This is a genomic window from Amycolatopsis sp. lyj-112 (genome assembly GCF_046549055.1).
In the GTDB taxonomy this organism is placed as follows: Bacteria; Actinomycetota; Actinomycetes; order Mycobacteriales; family Pseudonocardiaceae; genus Amycolatopsis.
In genome coordinates this window covers 16,076-31,322 of record NZ_JAJPWS010000007.1, presented here as the reverse complement: position 1 = coordinate 31,322, position 15,247 = coordinate 16,076, and the positions used below count along the sequence as shown (strand labels likewise).

Sequence of the window (15,247 nt, the reverse complement as noted above, 5' to 3'; positions counted from 1 at the left end):
ACAGACCGGTGCAGGCCCCGGCCGGGGCCTGGGGGCGAGTGGCTGTTTCCTTGTGATGCGAAGGAAAATGCGCATTGTTCGGGTGTCTAGGGCCGGGTGCGGCGTGGGTCGGTCCTGGGTGGCCGGGGCGGCGGAAGCCGGTGTCCGGCCTGTGTCGCGGTGGTGGCCGCTGGGTTTCCGGTGCGGGGTGCGGTGCTACTGGTGGTGCTGTGCGCGCGGCGCTGGGCGCGGAGCACGGCCCGGATCTCCCGGGCGCGTCCGGGGATCGGGTCGGGCAGGGGCGCGGTGGTCATGGTGAAGGGTTCGGTTTCCTCGCCGTGTACGACCAGGCGTGCGGCGGCGTGGTAGACGCCGAGGTGGGAGAGGTCGTGTTCGGAGAGCCGGGGTGTGGTGTGGCGGGCGAGTTCGCGGGCGTCCTCGGGGGAGGAGGAGTAGATGATTTTGTTGCGGGCGTTGGTGGAGAGGCCTTCCTTGAGTTCTCTCGATAGCTGGCCGAGGTGCTGGTGGGCCAGGATGAATCCGTTCCGGAACGCGCGGGCTTCGGCGAGCATGTCTTCCATGGGGTAGGGGAGATGCAGGAAGTTGTGGCATTCGTCGATCACGGTGTGCGCGTCGGGGCGCAGGCGCTGCGGGACACGGGCGCGGGCAGTGGTGGCCTGCCAGGTGCGGGCCACCACCAGCGATCCGACCAGCCGCGTGGTCTCTTCCCCCAGCGATCCTTTCGGGATGCGCACGAGGCAGATCCCGCCCTCGTCGAGCACCTGCGACATGTCCACAGTGGACCGACCTCCGGCGATGGCTTCCTTCACGAAGGGCCGCAGCAAGAACGCGCGCAGTTTGTTCATCAGCGGCGAGATCACCTGAGAACGAGAGCTATCGGTGAGTTCGTCGTACCACTCCCAGAACCCGCGCAGCACCGGATCGGTCAGCCCGGAAGTGATGCGGGACCGGAACGCTTCACTGGTGAGGAGTTTCGGCAGGTCGGCGAGGGTCGGCACGGCCTCTTGGGCGCGCAGGGTGAGGCAGGCGGCGCGCATGAGGTCGTCGGTGCGCGGTCCCCAGAACGCCGAGTACACGCGGCGGAAGACGGAGACGAGGTTGTCGACCTCGCGGTCGGTTTCCCCGCCCTCCAGAGGGTTCAGGATGGGTGGGCGGTGTCGGGAGTCGGCGTCGAACAGCACCACCCGGTCCGCCGCGCTGCGCGGGAGCCGGTTGAGGATGTCGGTGACCAGGTCGCCTTTCGGGTCGATCAAGACGACACCGCGCTGGTTGTCGACGTCGTCGAGGATGATCTGGCCGAGCAGGGTGGACTTCCCGGAGCCGGTCGGTCCGATCAGGTGCATGTGGTAGCGGGCGTCGGCGAGCCGTAGCCCGACGGGCCGGTCGTGGCCGGTGTCGGAGTGTCCCAGCGGCATCACACCAGGGCCTGGGGCGGGTATGCCGGGTGGTGGGGCGACGGCTTTGGCTCCGGCGCGTTCGACGCCGGGGATCTCGGCGTCGGTCGGCAGGTGCGCCAGCGCCGCGAGTTCGGGCACCGAGAGCAGGTCGCCGCTGCCGAGGCGCCGGTCGGCGAGCGCGCGGGCGGGGTGGCGCAGGCGGGTGCGGGTGTAGTGGTTGTGGTCGGTGTAGGCGGCGAACGCGGCGGCCAGCGCGTGCGCCCGCCCGCGTGCGGTGTCGCGGGCCTGGCGGACCAGGTCGTCGGCCGCGTCGGCGGGAAGGTCGGTGGCCACGGCGTACCGGATCACCGTCTCGTATTGCGAACCGCGCTGTTTACCCACGATCGCCTTGTTCTGTGTCGAATATTCGAGCGATAGCTGCGGGTCCTGGCTGATCCTGCGCGAGTCCGAGGTCCGGCGAGTGCGGGTGGCGTTCGCGCCTGGGGTGATCGCGTCGAGGATCCGTGCCCCGAGGCGCCCTGAGGAGCCGTGGTGGACCCGGCGGGCGGCGCGGCGGGCTTGGGCGACGCGGCGGCCGGTGACCGGACGGGCGAGGATCTGCACGCAAGCCCGCTCGTCCCGGCCGAGCCCGACCGGCGCGCCGAGCAGCCCGCGGATCGGGTCGGCGTCGAACGCCGTGCGGATCGGGAGGGCCTCGGTGCGGGCGAGGCGCAGCTGGCCGCCGACGGTGATCCGCCGGCGCCCTGTCTCCAGCGCGGGGAACGGCGAGGTGGCCGGTGTGGTGCGGGTGTGGGCGCCGGGCCAGGCAGCCTCGACCGCCCGTTCCACCAGCGACGGCGGGATGACGCCGGGGACCCAGAACTGGATGGTGACGCCGTGCTCGCCGAACACGTACTCCATCGCCAGGTGTGGCTGCCCGGCCCAGAGCCGCCGCCAGGCCGGGCGGAGCAGGCCGACGAGGTTGGACCAGACCGCGGCCCCACCGGCGGGATCGACGGTCGGCGGGGCGAGCACGGTGATCCGGCGAGCATCGGCCAGCAGCGCGGTGTGGCGGCGAGTGCGCCACCAGCGCCGCGTCACGGCGACGGCCACAACCGCGAGGATGAGGACCGGGGCGGCGACCGGTCCCCAGGCCAGTGCCCAGTCGCCTGCGGCGGCGAGCAGGCGACCGGTGGTGCCGCCGGGGTCACGCAGGTAGTCACTCACCCAGGTCTGCGTCACCGGGGGTGCAGCGGTGTGCACGGGCATGACGGAACTTCCTTCCGGGAAACTCTTGTGAGATAAGGGAAAGTCGAGTGCGGCCCGAGGCCGGAACTACTCGGGGCCGACGTCGACCGGTCCCGCGTCGTCGGCGTCGACGGCCGCGTCGACGGGGCCGAGGTCGATGTAGGCGTCGGCGAGGCCGTTGTCGGTGGCATCGGGGTCCTGGTCGGCGAATGTGGCGAGTTCGGCGGGGTCGGTGGTGACCAGGAAGTTCTCCGTAGGCGAGGCCAGCGATTGGAACGCCACCCGCTGCGTGCCCGAGGACAACAGGCCCTGGCCGCGGTCGGCGGATAGCAGGAACTGCCGCTCGCCGGCGGAGAGGTCGAAGGCGTCGGCGATCTCGTCGATGGCCTGGGGTGCCTGGCGCAGCAGCACTTGGGTGGCCGCGTTGGTCACGATGGCTTTGCCCAGATCGCTGCTGAGCACGTCGGCGGTGTCCTGGGTTGCCACGGTGAGCCCGCACCAGTGTTTACGGGCGGCTTTGGCCATGCGGAACAGAAAACGTGCGCCTTCGGGCTGTTGCATGAGCAGCCATGCCTCGTCGACCACGACCAGCCGTGGCCGCCGGTGGGCGGGGTTGGAGACCCGCCGCCAGACCGCGTCGAGCACGAGCAGGGTGCCGATCGCGCGCAGTTCGTCGGGCAGATCCCGCAGGGAGAACACGACGAGGTGCCCGTCCGGGGTGGCGGTGGTGGGCCCGTCGAAGAGGTCGGCGAACGAGCCGTCGACGAACGGGTGTAGCCGGGCGGCGAGGTCTGCGGCCACCGTGTCGCCGCGGCCGCCCGAGTCGGCGAGGGTGTCGCGCAGGTCGCGTAGCAGCGGCGCCGGGCGGGTCCAGGTGCGGGTGTCGCCGGTGATGCCCACGCTGGCGTAGGTGGTGGTGATCGCGGTGTCGAGGACGGCGCGTTCGGCGGCGGTGATCTCCGTGCCGAAGAGCACGGCCAGGACGGTGTGCAGGAACAGGCTGCGGCGTTTGAGGGCGTCCTGCGGCGCGGTGCGGCGTCCGTTCGCGCCGACGTGCACGGGCAGGTCGAACGGATTCAGCCGGACCCCACCCGCGCCGAGGTGGACGTAGGTGCCGCCGACCTGGGAGGCCAGCCGGGCGTACTCGTCCTCGGGGTCGACGACGAACGCCTGTACCCCGTCCGCGGCCCACCCGTTCTCGGTGTCGCCGAGAACGCGGTAGAGGCTGCGCAGGGTCTCGAGTTTGACGAGATAGGACTTGCCCGAGCCGGAGCGGCCCAGCACGACCATGTTGTAGTTGTCGCAGGCGAACCGGTCCCAGTGCACCAGCCCCGAACTACCGACGTTGTAGCCGTAGAGCACGCCGGACGGGACGGAGGTGGTCGGGTCGGTCGGGGGCAGGTCCGGCGAGGTGAACGGATACGCGGCGCTGACCGCGGCGGTGTCGAACGTCCTCGTCAGCCCGAGCGGGTCCAGCCCGAGGGGCAGGGTGCTCACCCAGCCCTGCAACGCCCGGTACGTGGCCGGTTTCGCGTCCAGCAGCAACGACGCGCACAGCGATCGCAGCGCCGACACCTCCTCGGCGAGGGAGGCTTCGTCCGGGGCGTGCACGGTCAGGTAGAGCCCGAATTTGAAGAGTTTCCCGTCGCCGCGGGCGATGCTCCGCGACAGGTCGGCGGCGTCCTCGGCGGCGGCGTCGAGATCCGGGTCGTCGAGCCGGTCATGCCGCGCGTTGTGCCGCCTGCTCGATTCCAGTTTGGCTCGTTGCTTGCGCAGGCCGCTGGCAGCCGTGGCGGGGTCGACCGGCTGAACATGGACCGACACGTCCAGCCGGGCGGGGTAGGTCAGCAGGGGCGCGAGCCAGCCAGGGTAGACCTCCTGCGGATAGCCCGTGACCCCGAAGCTCGCGACGAACTCGTTGCCGATCTCGAGGTGCCGGGCGGACACCGACAACGCGTCCGGGGTGAATGCTCCCGCCGACCCGGACCGGGCGGCCGTGCTGGGATTTCTGTTGCGTGCCATGGGGTCTTTACCTGCTTTCGATCTCGTCGTCGTCGTAGTCCCAGTCCTCGTCCTCGGACAGCCACGGGCCCGACGCCTGCGAGCGGCTGGAACGCGACGGCCCGGGTCGTTCCGGCTCGTGACGGGTGGGGGCGGGCGATGTCGCTGCAGCGGCGGATGCACCCGCTGGCCGGGCGGACTGAGAGGCCGTTGCGAATTCGGCATCGTTGTCGGCGACATCGGAGCCGTAGAGGTCGGTGAAAGTGGTGGTGGCGGTGATGACCTCGTCCGCGCCGGCCAGGCCAGCGGATGGTGGGAGGAAGGTGTCGGGATTGCAGGCCGCAGCCAGCACGCCGGTCGCGGCGGCGGCGTCGAGCGGGGTGGCCACGATCCCGGCCGGGGTGAGCAGTTCGATGGCCTCGCCGAGACGTCGCACGAGACGTTGCTCGGCTGCCTGCCTCGCCCCGTCATCCATCGGCCGTTCGTTGTCGCGGCTGTGGTGTCGCCATGGCAGCACGCTCGACGCGGCGACGGGGCCTGGGCCGGTGCGCAGCGGTTCGCGCAGGACGAGCAGCACTTGGCGGCGGAGCAGGTCCGCGTGCGCGGTGAGCTCGGCGAGGTAGTCCGCGTGGTCGCGTGCGGCGGCCTCAAGGGCGGGGTGCGGAAGCCCGCCGGCGTGTGCTCGGAGTTCGGCGATCTGCGGGGCGAGGTCGAGGCGTTCGGCGCGGATGAGGATCTGTACCGGCGCGGTCAGGCTGTGCAGATAGCGGGCGAAAGACGCGACGAGCGCCTCCTGCTCCCCGGGTGTCCGCAGCGAGAAGTTGACCGTGCCGCACACCGCGATGACCGCGAGCCCGTCGGCGCCGAGGTCGACGACCCCGGCGTGCGCGCCGGTGTCGGCCACGCCATGAGCGGGCAGCTCTAGCGGTGACGGGGACACCGCCTCGGCACCCGCCGAGGTCACCGGGCGCCGTCCCCGGCGACCTCCCGTGCGGCTGTCGGCACGCTGCGCGGTCAGCCAGGTCGGGGCCGCGCGGACGCCGTCGGGGGCGGCGACCCGGTGCCGCGGGGACAGGTGCTGGCGGATCGCGGCGAGCGCGAGTTTGTCCAGGGGCAGGCCATCGCGCTGCCCGAGAGCCAGCGCGGTGACCGTGATCCCGATCGGGATGGCGACGATGAGGAACACGGGCAGCGGCACGAACGCACGGGTCACCGAGTACAGGCCGTAAAGCCCGAGTCCGGCGCCGCCGAGAATCGCGAGTTGCCGGGCCGTTAAGGGGCCGAGCACCCGGTCCGGGCGGTCGACGTCGGCGGGCACACGCACGGGAGAAGTCATGGCGAGTCGGTCCTCACTTCGTCTTCGGTGCCCGCCGGGCGGGCAGGTCCAGGGGCAGGCGCAGTTGCGTACCGGCGCGCCGCTTCGGCGGCGGGGAATTGCTTGCGCTGCTGGCAGAGGGAGGTGTCGGCTTGGGCTGGCGGTGGACTCCGAGGGGGAGCGGGTACTGGCCTGAGTTGAGTGGCCGGTTGCCGGTGTAGGCGTCGCGGACGGGGCGGCGGTGCGCGCGGGCGGTCTTGGTGATCTCTCCGGATTTGGAGATCAGCGCGTGCCCGGTCTGCGGTGCCCGGTTGGTGCGGGCGGGATCGGCCAGGTCGTCGGCGAGTGTGCGTCGCGGCCGGCGCGGGGTCTGCGGTGGCAGGTGGATCGGCAGCATCCCGGTGCTCGGGGCGATCAGCGCGCCGCGCAGTTGTACAGGTGGCCGGGCCCGGCGGTTGACCTGTCCGTCCGGGAGCAACAGGCCGGGCTGCGATACCGGTGGTGGCGCGGGGTGGCCGGCGGCGAGGTCGTCGGCCAGGGTGCGGCGCGGTACCCGGGAGGGGTTGTGGCGCACGGTGATCGGCAACCCGAGCTGGTCGGACGGGAGCGCGTTGGGCAGATCTTTGAGCGGCATCGCTCGCGGATTCGGGCTGGCGGTCACGGCGTCGCCGGTGCGGCGCACGGTGAACAGCGACGTCTGGCCGGGTCCCGGGGTGCGGTCGGTGGGCAGGCTGGGCCGGGGGTTTTCGTCGAAGCCCCGGCGCTGTGTGCGGAACGGCTTCGCCACGCGCCGCACCCGCAACGGCAGCAGGTACTGGCCCGAGCGCGTGGACGGCGGATCCGCCGGAACCTGATCACGAGGTCCCCGGCCGCGCTTGCGGCCCTTGCCGCCGAAAAGCGAGGTGGCGCCGCCGAGCAGGCCCATCGTCTTGTAGGCGATCGCGCCGCGCACCAGCGACCCGAGCATGGAGCGGCGGCCGCTGCCGCGCAGGGGTTGCAGGCACCAGAACGGGATCTTGACCAAGATCCACATCAGCGCGACGCAGAACAGGAGGTTGGTCAGCCCGTTCAGTGTCGGTCCGAAGACGGTGAACCCGCCCGGGGTGAAGAACACCCGCAAGGCCATGCTCAGCGCCACGGCTTGCCCGATCGGGATGACGAGCAGTAGACCGTAGGCCTTCCACCAGGTGTGCGCGACGCCCTCGGTGTGGGGGAGGGCGTGCCACATCAGCACGATCGGCGCGGCCGCGATCAGCAGGACCGTCGCGATGACCCGCACGATGAAGGTGAGCAGCAGGACGACGAGCATCACTGCGAGCGCGAGCCCGATGAACAGCAGCCAGCCCGCGCCGCCGTTGAGCGAGCCGAGGATCATGTCGGTCATCGCCTTGGCGGCGGTGTTCGGGTTGACCGCGTCGGTCATCAGCGCCGCGCTGATGGCGTTGGAGATCTCGATGCCCTGGGTCGCGAGAAACAGCGACAGCGTCCCGGCGAGAAACCCGGCCACGAGGCGGGGCGCGATCTCTTTGATCGTGTAGCGGGTTTGCAGGGTTTCGTAGCCCATCAGGATCAGGCCCGCGATCATGACGATGCTGCCGTAGAAGGCGAGCATCAGATGCCAGGAGTCGGTCCACGCCTGTCCGATGCCGGGCAGCAGGTCAGGGTGCGGTGTGGACAGCACCGTCTTGCCCAGCAACTCCAGCAGCGGGTTCAGCGCACCGATAACCAGGCCACGGAAGAAGGTGTCGATGGCCTCGGTGACACACGCGACCGGGTCGGTGAACCCGCACTCGCTGTCGCTGTCCTCGTCCGGATCGCGGGGTGCCGGTTGGGGGATGCAGTTGGGGCCGTCGCACGGCTGGCTCGTCGGCGGCTGGGTGGGGAGATTGCCGCACTCGGGCAGCACCGAACCGGGGAAACACGACACCGGCGGCGCTGACGGGCCGGGCACCAGCGGCGTGCTCGGCGGGCCTGTCGGAGGCGCGGGACGCTGGGTCGACGGCGTCGGTAGCAGGCAGCCGGGTTCGGTCGAACCCGGTGTGCAGCTGGGGTTGGGAGGTAGTGGTAGTGCCGGTGGTTGCGCGGGCGCCATAGGCGCTGCCGCAGCCACGGGGGCGGGCGTAGCGACGGGTGCTGCCGATGCGTTCAGCGCGATTCCGGTGACAGTCACCAGCAGCGGCACCAGCACCGCGAGGAGGCGAACCCACCGCCGCTGGGGCAGCCAGCGGTCGCGTCGGCGACAGCGCGGAGCCGGGCCTGTCGGCGGGCTGACCATGAGCCTGTCGCCGCGTCCTGGCTCGGCGTCCGTGCGGTGATGGAGGGGAGTGGACTCGGACCTTCGGGCGGCGCGCACCGTCGGCGTCGTCGGGCGGCGCCGGGCTGGGTCGCGTAGGTGGGAGGCAGGTGTGTGGCGTGGGGTGGTCATCGCTCACACCCCGCCCACGATGCCCTTGAGGATCTCGACCACGAGAGGGGCGAGTGCGGCGAGCCCGAAGCCGATGCCGGCGGCTTTGAACGCGCCCTTGGCTTTCTCGATCTCGCCGGGATCGCCCGAGGCCATCAGGTAGCGCAGGCCGCCGATGGTGATGAACACGACCGCGACCCCGGCCAGGATCCCCATGATCCAGTTGCGGATGTTGTTGAGGACCTGATCGACGGTCGCCGCGAGCGCGACGTAGTGGGTCGTGTCCGCCCGCGCGGCCGAGGACGTCAGCAGCATCACGGTGGCGACCAGGCACCCGATCAGCACGACAGGGCGATGGTGTCCCCGTCGCGCGGGAGTCGGGTGCGGACGGCGGCGGTGCGATGGTGTCAGTCGCATGAGGGGGCCTCCTGAGTGAGCGCCGTGCGGCGGCCGGGGCCGGGCGAGTGGTGGAGGCGCGGGTGCGCCGTCGATCGGGTCCCGCGTGCGTTGACTCCGGATTCCGGGTCGCGTGAAGGCGCCGGGTGCACGAATTTCCTCGCCAGTTCCGGACTCAGACGTGTCACGCTGCGTAGCCGCAAACGGTGGGTTTGTGATAGGCGCAGGGCAAGGTGGCGGGGCGTGCTGGGGCGGTCGCGCCGGCCGGCGGTCGGTGCGGCGCCGGAGGTGCCGTCGGCTGGTTCGGTGAGGAAGCGGGCCAGGCGTTGCTCGGCGCGATGACGGGCTTTCTGGGTCGTCTTGTACAGCTCCCCGCGCGCCTGCGCCGCCTCCGTCAGTGCCAGTTCTCCGAAGTGGGTGGCCGAGATCAGCGCGGCCTCGTCGGTGGTGATGACGCCCGCTCGGACAGCGGCCACGAGCACGAGGTCGTGGTGTCCGCTTGCGCTGGGTGGCGGTGCGGAACGGAAGCCGGCGTCCTCGACTGTGGGGGGCGCGTCGCCTTCTTCCTCGTCCACTGGGGGCGGAGCGTCGAGCGTCTCGCGCAGCGCGGCGTAACCGGCGCGGTAGGCCGCCCACCGCAGCCGCACGAGGATCGCCGGCCGGTCCAGCGCGACCTCGCCGAGCCCGGCGAGGAATCCGGTCAGGACGGCGGAATGGATGTCGTGCTTGTCCCCGCGGAACCGGTTGGTCAGCTGCGCGGCGACCGGCAGCAGCACCGGCATCGCCAGCCCGACGCACGCCATCGTCCAGGTGCCGCCCTCCGCGCGCGCCCGGGCGATCAGATAGGTCCACGCCGCGTCCCGGGTCGCCTGGGCGCAGTCCTGGCGCAGCAGCAGCGTGCCGAGCTCGTCCAGCGGTACCGGGCGTGCGGGCAGCCCGTGGATCGCCGCACCGTCCACGCACACGGGATGCGGGCCGGTCACCAGCCAGCCGAAGGTCGCGATGGCGGCGTCGAACACCCCGCCGTCGTGGGCGTATTCATCGTTGCGGCGAAGAGCGAAAAAGTCTGGCTCGGGGCCGGTTTTCGATAGCGGAAAATCCATGGCGGCAACTCCTGATAAAGGCGGAATCAGTGCGGCCACCAGAAAGCCAGGAGTGGCGCCTCAAAAGCGCCTCAAATGCGCCTCGCAACCGCTTCAGAAGCGCCTCAAAGGGCGTCTCAAGGGCAGCGACGGGCACGTTGCGCGCGGTCTGGCGAGCATGGCCGCGAGGCATGAGCGCAACGCTTGAGGCGCCTCATATTGTTGCCTTGAGCTGCGCTGACACGCCTCGAAGCTGTCGGTAAGCGATCGTGGCGCCTCAAGAGCTGATCGTGAGAGCCCAGGCCCTGCGGCGTGCGCGAAAAGAAGCTTCCAGAAATATTCCACTGCCGAATCGGGTGCCCGGGTGGCAACGGGAAACGGCATTGAGGCCGCCGCGCGGCGCTTTTTGTCGCTCTGGTCGCGCGTGGATGCGTTGGTCGTTCTGGGGTCGGAAATTTTTTTGAGTTTTTTCGGGATCGAGTGTCTCCAAACTGCCTTTTTTCCGGAGTTAGCCGGTGACGGCATCCCGTCGCCGGCCTCGGACCGGCGGCACTCGCTTCAGGAGGCTTCTCATGACCCAGCGCGCACAGTCGCCGGACAACAGCGCCGGTCGCCGGACACACTTGGACCGCCCGCCGCGCACCGGGCGCGGTGGCGACCGCGCTCCCTACCCCGGCGCCCGCGTTCACAGCACCACGGCAGGCGCGGGCGGGACCGGCAGCACCTCGCGTCCCGAGGGCACGTCGGCCCCGTCGCGCCGGCGTCCGGCGTCTTCGTCGGCGGCACCGACTCCGGCGACGGTGTGGACGTGCGGGCCGGACCCGGTCGACGCCCACGCGGCGTGGCCGGTACCGATCGTGGAGTCCATCACGGCGGCGTTCACCGACCCCGGTGCGCACGTCGTCCTGGTCGACCTCGGCCCCGCACCGACCACCGTCCCGCGCTCCGGTGTGGACGGTTCGGCGACGACCGGCGAGACCTCGGTGGCGGCCGCGCGAGAAGCGGTGTTCGCGCTCGACCGCACCGCCGACACCGTCACCTTCCACAGCGGCGACGGCGGCTCCGTCGCGTCGTCGCGACCGTTCTGGGCCGACCTCGTCACCGACGCGAACGACCCGTCCGCAGCGCCGGCCGGAGCACCGTTGGCCCCGGCGCGCACCAGTGCTCGCAACGGCGCGGAGGGACCGGTGCCCGAGCGCGGCGCGCGGGCGGATCTCGTGATCGTGTCCCTGCCCGCCCACGCCGCCGAGGCGGTGTCGCTGGACCGGCTCGCGCTACTGGCGGCGAACCGTCTGCGCCATGGCGGCGTCTTCGCGGTGTACACGCACAGTGACTGGGCGCGGGGTCGGCTTGTCGATCCGACTGGCGTGATCGTGGCCGCGGCCCAGCACGCCGATCTGCTCTACCTGCAGCACATCGTCACGCTGCACACCCCCGTGGAGAACGGGCGCCTGCGGGCCGCGCCGAGCGCGGCGGTGGCCGCCGAGTACGACCGCGCCCGGCACCGCGCGACGGTCCGGGGACTGCCCGCACCGCACCTGTGCGTACACGGTGATGTCCTCGCGTTTGCGCAACCGGCCGATCCTGGCGCACCGCCCTCGGCGGCCGGTCCGGCGCCCGCCGCGCCCGGTGCCGGAGGTGGCCAGTGACCCCGCCCCCGCTACGCCCCACCGGGCCTTCCCCGGCCACCCCCGTACCTGCGAAAGGCAGCGCCCTCATGTCCCACCAGCACCCCGCGACATCGACCACCCACGGCAGCGACGACCCGACCGTGCCGATCTCCCGCACGCTCATCGACGCCCTCGACACCGCCAGCGACACCAGGCCCGCACCTACCGGCACCACGACCGGACACGACCCAGCCGGGCCGACCATCGCGACCGGCATGACTGACATCGGCGCGTTGCCGCTGTCGGTGTGGGCGACCGCGCAGACCTCCCCGGCCACCCAGCGCAAAGGCCGCTACGTGCCCGAGTCGACCGCGCACCCGGCGAAGATGCTCCCAGCCGTCGCGGCGCACGCCATCCGCGCCTACACCCGCCCCGGCGACCTCGTCTTCGACCCGATGGCCGGATCCGGCACCACGCTCGTGGAGGCGATCGACGCCGGGCGCCGCGCGGTCGGCGTCGAATACGAACCGCACTGGGCCACCGTCGCCCAGGCGAACCTCGAGCTCGCCCGGGAACGCGGTCACGACCACGACGCCGAGATCGTGCACGGCGACGCGCGGCAACTGCCGTTCCTGCTGCCCAAGAAATACCGGGGACAGGTCGCGCTGATCATCACCTCCCCGCCCTACGGGCCGTCCACGCACGGGCAGGTCGTCACCAGCGGCACGGGCTCGCAGGACGGGAAGGTGCACAAGTACCACCACCGCTACGGCTCCGCCCTGGACCGGGGAAACCTCGCTAACGTCGGCCACCACCGGCTGCTGGCCGGCTTCACCCGCATCCTCACCGGCTGCGCGGCCGTGCTGCGCCCCGGCGGGCACATCGCGATCACCGTCCGGCCCTGGCGCGAGCACTCGGAACTGATCGACCTCCCGTCGCAGATCATCGCCTGCGGCCACGCCGCAGGGCTCGTCCCGGTCGAACGCTGCGTCGCCCTGCTGGCCCGCGTCGCCGACCGCGAGCTGATCGCCCGCGGCTCGTTCTTCCAGCGCGACTTCATCCGCAAACAGCGCGAGCAAGGCCTGCCCTTACACCTGATCGCGCACGAAGACGTCATCGTCCTGGCCAAACCCCTCACACCTGCTGCGGTCTCGTCAGGCGACGGGGACGCGAGTCGTGGGCGGTGGGCGTCGTGAGCACGCGGGTGCAGTGCCGGGACTGCGGCTGGGACGAGCAGTTCCGGCATCCCGCCACAGCCCGGCGGGCCGCCACCCGGCACCGCTGCCCGCCGCCGGGTGACGACTCGGACCGGCGACCCGTCACGCGGGAGGCACACCATGCCTGAGCGCCACAACGACGCTGTGGATCCGCTGCGGTTCGTCGCGACCGAGGGCCCGGTGATCGGGTCGCTGTGCACCGGCGTGGCCGGTCTCGACCTCGGCGTCGCCGCCGTGCTCGGCGGCCGGATCGCCTGGTACGCCGAGAACGACTCGCACGCGGCCGCGATCCTCGGCGTGCGCCTGCCCGGTGTGCCGAACCTGGGCGATCTGTGCGCGGTCGACTTCGCCTCCGTGACACCGGTCGAGGTGCTCACGGCGGGTTTCCCCTGTCAGGACATCTCCGCGGCCGGCCGGCGCGCGGGCATCGAGAAAGGCGCTCGCAGTGGACTGTGGCACACCATCCTGGACGCCATTCGCGTACTACGACCGAGCCTCGTCGTCGTGGAGAACGTCGCCGCCCTCCGCTGGAAAAACGGCGGCCTCGACCGTGTACTCGCGGGGCTGGCCGAAGCGGGGTATGACGCGGTCTGGCGTTGCGTACGAGCCGCCGACGTCGGCGCAGCCCACCGCCGCGAACGCGTGTTCCTGTGTGCCGTCCCCGCCCCGGGACGGGATGCGGATGATGCCGACCCCGCAGGCCCGCGACGGCGAACCCCGCGGCCCGGTCGACCCGGCACGGCGGCGCGCGGGCGGGCACCAGGTCAACCTCAACGACGCGGTCGACTCGGTCGTCAAGCCGGCGCAACTCCTGCCGACACCGACGGCGGCGGACTCGCGGTCGTCGGCGATCCAGACCGTGCGGAAACCGGGCCGCCCGATCCCGGCCGGGTGCGTGACGCTGACCGACTCGGTACGGCTGCTGCCGACCCCGACCGCCTCGGACGCGAAGAACTGCACCCACCACACGCACGACGGCGGACCGTCCCTTCCCGACCGCGCCCGAGCCTGACCACACCGACTGACGGAACGTGGTGCGCCGCGGCCCACAGCGAAGGGATCGATAGCTGCCTTTCCCCCGGTGCGTGGGGCGCTACCTCCGGTACCCGACCGCGCACGACGGTTCGTCCACCGACATCTCCGCCACGCCCATGACAAGGAGACCCAGTCCTCATGGACACTCCACGACTTCTGCCGACCCCGCGCGCGACCGACGGCACCAAAGGCTGTCCCGCGCAGCGCGGCTCGAAGGGCGACCTGATGCTGCCCTCGGTCGTCATCGCCGTCACCACACCCGCACCGAAGTCCCGAGCGCGGAAGGAGGTGAAAGACCGTGACAACCGCCCGCGCACCGCGCGCCCGCCGCACAGCACGCGGTGAACCCGGGCCGGTCAACTGGGGCGAGTACGCCGCCGCCGTGCACCGCTGGGAACTCATCACCGGCCGCGCAGCGCCGTACCCGACTCAGCCGGGTCGCCACGGACGTCCCGTCCTCGCGCCGCCGTTCGTCGAGTGGCTCATGGGCCTGCCCCCAGGCTGGGTCACCACCACACACCTCGACCTGCCCCGCACCGCGCAACTTCGTGCCCTGGGTAACGGGGTCATGCCCCAGCAAGCCGCACGCGCTCTACGCCACCTGTTGGACGACCTGGCCGCACTCGCCCACATCCCTGCCAGGTGCCACTTAACCGCGCCGCCACACCATCCGCGCGAGCGCCGCGCCACCAATTCGGCTCGGTGCGGGCAGGGCACGAGTAAGGCCCTGCCCGCCACCACCCATTCCTCGGGCCGCGCGTGCCCGGCACGAGCACGCACCACGGCCCGCTGAGCAGGTCTGTGAGGCACCCCGGCTCCAGCGGCCCCGGAGGTCCGGGGTGCCTCGCCCCTTCCAGCACATCGAAAGCAGGTACCGCCATGCCCACCAACCGTCCCAACAGGCTTCTCCAGCATCTTCGACGCTGGCTGCGCACCCGGCACGGGCAGAACGTCCCACGCGCCCTGCCCGCGCCACCCGAGCGCCCGCTGCCGGAAGCCCCGTCCGAGGTGGACGTCACTGCCGAGCATCCTGTGCTGCACCGGGCGAGCGAGGCGACCGCCGCGCTGGTCCGCCAAGGCTGGAACGTGCACCGCGCCCCCTACGGCTACCGCACCATGGACGTCGCCGGGACCCGCTCGGGCAGCGGCAGGCCCCGGACCCGGCTCACCCCCGACCCGCTGAGCGCCCCGGTCGTGCAGCACATCTTCTACTGGCGAGCGGTCACCGGCCTCGACGTCGACCAGATCACCCAGCGGCTGAACAACAATCCCGACCGCTACCCACCACCGGGCACCACCGGCACCTGGCACGACAAGGCCGTCACCAGAATCCTGACGAACCTCAAATACACCGGCTATCAGGCTTTGCGCACCCGCGACGAGAGCAACCGCCTCCGTCCCGCCGAGCAGTGGGTGCTCTCCGACCAGCCGGCTCACCGCGCCCTGATCACCACAGCCCTGTTCTGGGCCGCGCAGAACCCCACCACCGACACCCGGCGCGCGCTGCGGCACCGCCTGCTCGCCCAGCCGCACGACCTCTCCACCTGACCACCCTTGGGAGCA

At 71.6% G+C, this 15,247-nt stretch carries 14 protein-coding genes; 7 read left to right on the top strand and 7 right to left on the bottom strand.

Annotated features, from left to right (window positions below; all coding sequences use genetic code 11):
• Positions 1 to 86 precede the first annotated feature (86 nt).
• The 7 genes from ACLJRL_RS23075 to ACLJRL_RS23045 all read right to left on the bottom strand — a co-directional run bounded on the left by ACLJRL_RS23075 (position 87) and on the right by ACLJRL_RS23045 (position 10,690).
• Positions 87 to 2,645: a type IV secretory system conjugative DNA transfer family protein gene (locus ACLJRL_RS23075; protein ID WP_410658334.1), complete on the bottom strand. Its 2,559-nt coding sequence runs from the start codon at positions 2,643 to 2,645 to the stop codon at positions 87 to 89.
• Between the two features lie 66 nt (positions 2,646 to 2,711).
• Positions 2,712 to 4,646 carry a VirB4 family type IV secretion system protein gene (locus ACLJRL_RS23070; protein ID WP_410658333.1) on the bottom strand — a complete coding sequence of 645 codons (1,935 nt, stop codon included), beginning with the start codon at positions 4,644 to 4,646 and terminating at the stop codon, positions 2,712 to 2,714.
• A gap of 7 nt (positions 4,647 to 4,653) precedes the next feature.
• Entirely contained in the window at positions 4,654 to 5,961 is a 1,308-nt protein-coding gene (locus ACLJRL_RS23065; protein WP_410658332.1) for a PrgI family protein, read from the bottom strand.
• A 13-nt stretch (positions 5,962 to 5,974) separates the two neighbouring features.
• The gene (locus tag ACLJRL_RS23060) at positions 5,975 to 7,891 is read right to left on the bottom strand and encodes a hypothetical protein (protein ID WP_410658331.1); all 1,917 of its coding nucleotides are present in this window, start codon (positions 7,889 to 7,891) and stop codon (positions 5,975 to 5,977) included.
• Positions 7,892 to 8,368: 477 nt separating this feature from the next.
• Entirely contained in the window at positions 8,369 to 8,659 is a 291-nt protein-coding gene (locus ACLJRL_RS23055; RefSeq protein WP_410658691.1) for an Mbov_0395 family pilin-like conjugal transfer protein, read from the bottom strand.
• A 92-nt stretch (positions 8,660 to 8,751) separates the two neighbouring features.
• On the bottom strand, positions 8,752 to 9,843 hold the full coding sequence (locus tag ACLJRL_RS23050) for a sigma-70 family RNA polymerase sigma factor (RefSeq protein ID WP_410658330.1): 1,092 nt from the start codon (positions 9,841 to 9,843) through the stop codon (positions 8,752 to 8,754).
• 664 nt (positions 9,844 to 10,507) lie between these two features.
• On the bottom strand, positions 10,508 to 10,690 hold the full coding sequence (locus tag ACLJRL_RS23045) for a hypothetical protein (protein WP_410658329.1): 183 nt from the start codon (positions 10,688 to 10,690) through the stop codon (positions 10,508 to 10,510).
• Here ACLJRL_RS23045 and ACLJRL_RS23040 point away from each other — a divergent pair.
• The 7 genes from ACLJRL_RS23040 to ACLJRL_RS23010 all read left to right on the top strand — a co-directional run bounded on the left by ACLJRL_RS23040 (position 10,680) and on the right by ACLJRL_RS23010 (position 15,232).
• Positions 10,680 to 11,471, top strand: a complete 792-nt coding sequence (locus tag ACLJRL_RS23040; RefSeq protein WP_410658328.1) for a hypothetical protein — start codon at positions 10,680 to 10,682, stop codon at positions 11,469 to 11,471. The two genes, ACLJRL_RS23045 and ACLJRL_RS23040, sit on opposite strands and share 11 nt — an antisense overlap.
• Positions 11,472 to 11,539: 68 nt before the next feature.
• Complete coding sequence (locus ACLJRL_RS23035) at positions 11,540 to 12,628, top strand: TRM11 family SAM-dependent methyltransferase (RefSeq protein ID WP_410658327.1); 1,089 nt, start codon at positions 11,540 to 11,542, stop codon at positions 12,626 to 12,628.
• On the top strand, positions 12,625 to 12,777 hold the full coding sequence (locus ACLJRL_RS23030; protein WP_410658326.1) for a hypothetical protein: 153 nt from the start codon (positions 12,625 to 12,627) through the stop codon (positions 12,775 to 12,777). The genes ACLJRL_RS23035 and ACLJRL_RS23030 overlap by 4 nt, the downstream gene beginning before the upstream one ends.
• A complete protein-coding gene (locus ACLJRL_RS23025; protein ID WP_410658325.1) occupies positions 12,770 to 13,804 on the top strand; it encodes a DNA cytosine methyltransferase in 1,035 nt (344 codons plus the stop codon). The genes ACLJRL_RS23030 and ACLJRL_RS23025 overlap by 8 nt, the downstream gene beginning before the upstream one ends.
• Before the next feature lie 18 nt (positions 13,805 to 13,822).
• Complete coding sequence (locus tag ACLJRL_RS23020; protein WP_410658324.1) at positions 13,823 to 14,029, top strand: hypothetical protein; 207 nt, start codon at positions 13,823 to 13,825, stop codon at positions 14,027 to 14,029.
• Positions 13,983 to 14,477 carry a hypothetical protein gene (locus ACLJRL_RS23015; RefSeq protein ID WP_410658323.1) on the top strand — a complete coding sequence of 165 codons (495 nt, stop codon included), beginning with the start codon at positions 13,983 to 13,985 and terminating at the stop codon, positions 14,475 to 14,477. Before ACLJRL_RS23020 ends, ACLJRL_RS23015 begins: the two co-directional genes overlap by 47 nt.
• 86 nt (positions 14,478 to 14,563) lie before the next feature.
• Positions 14,564 to 15,232, top strand: coding sequence for a recombinase family protein (locus ACLJRL_RS23010; RefSeq protein WP_410658322.1), 669 nt, complete (start codon positions 14,564 to 14,566; stop codon positions 15,230 to 15,232).
• Positions 15,233 to 15,247: the final 15 nt, after the last annotated feature.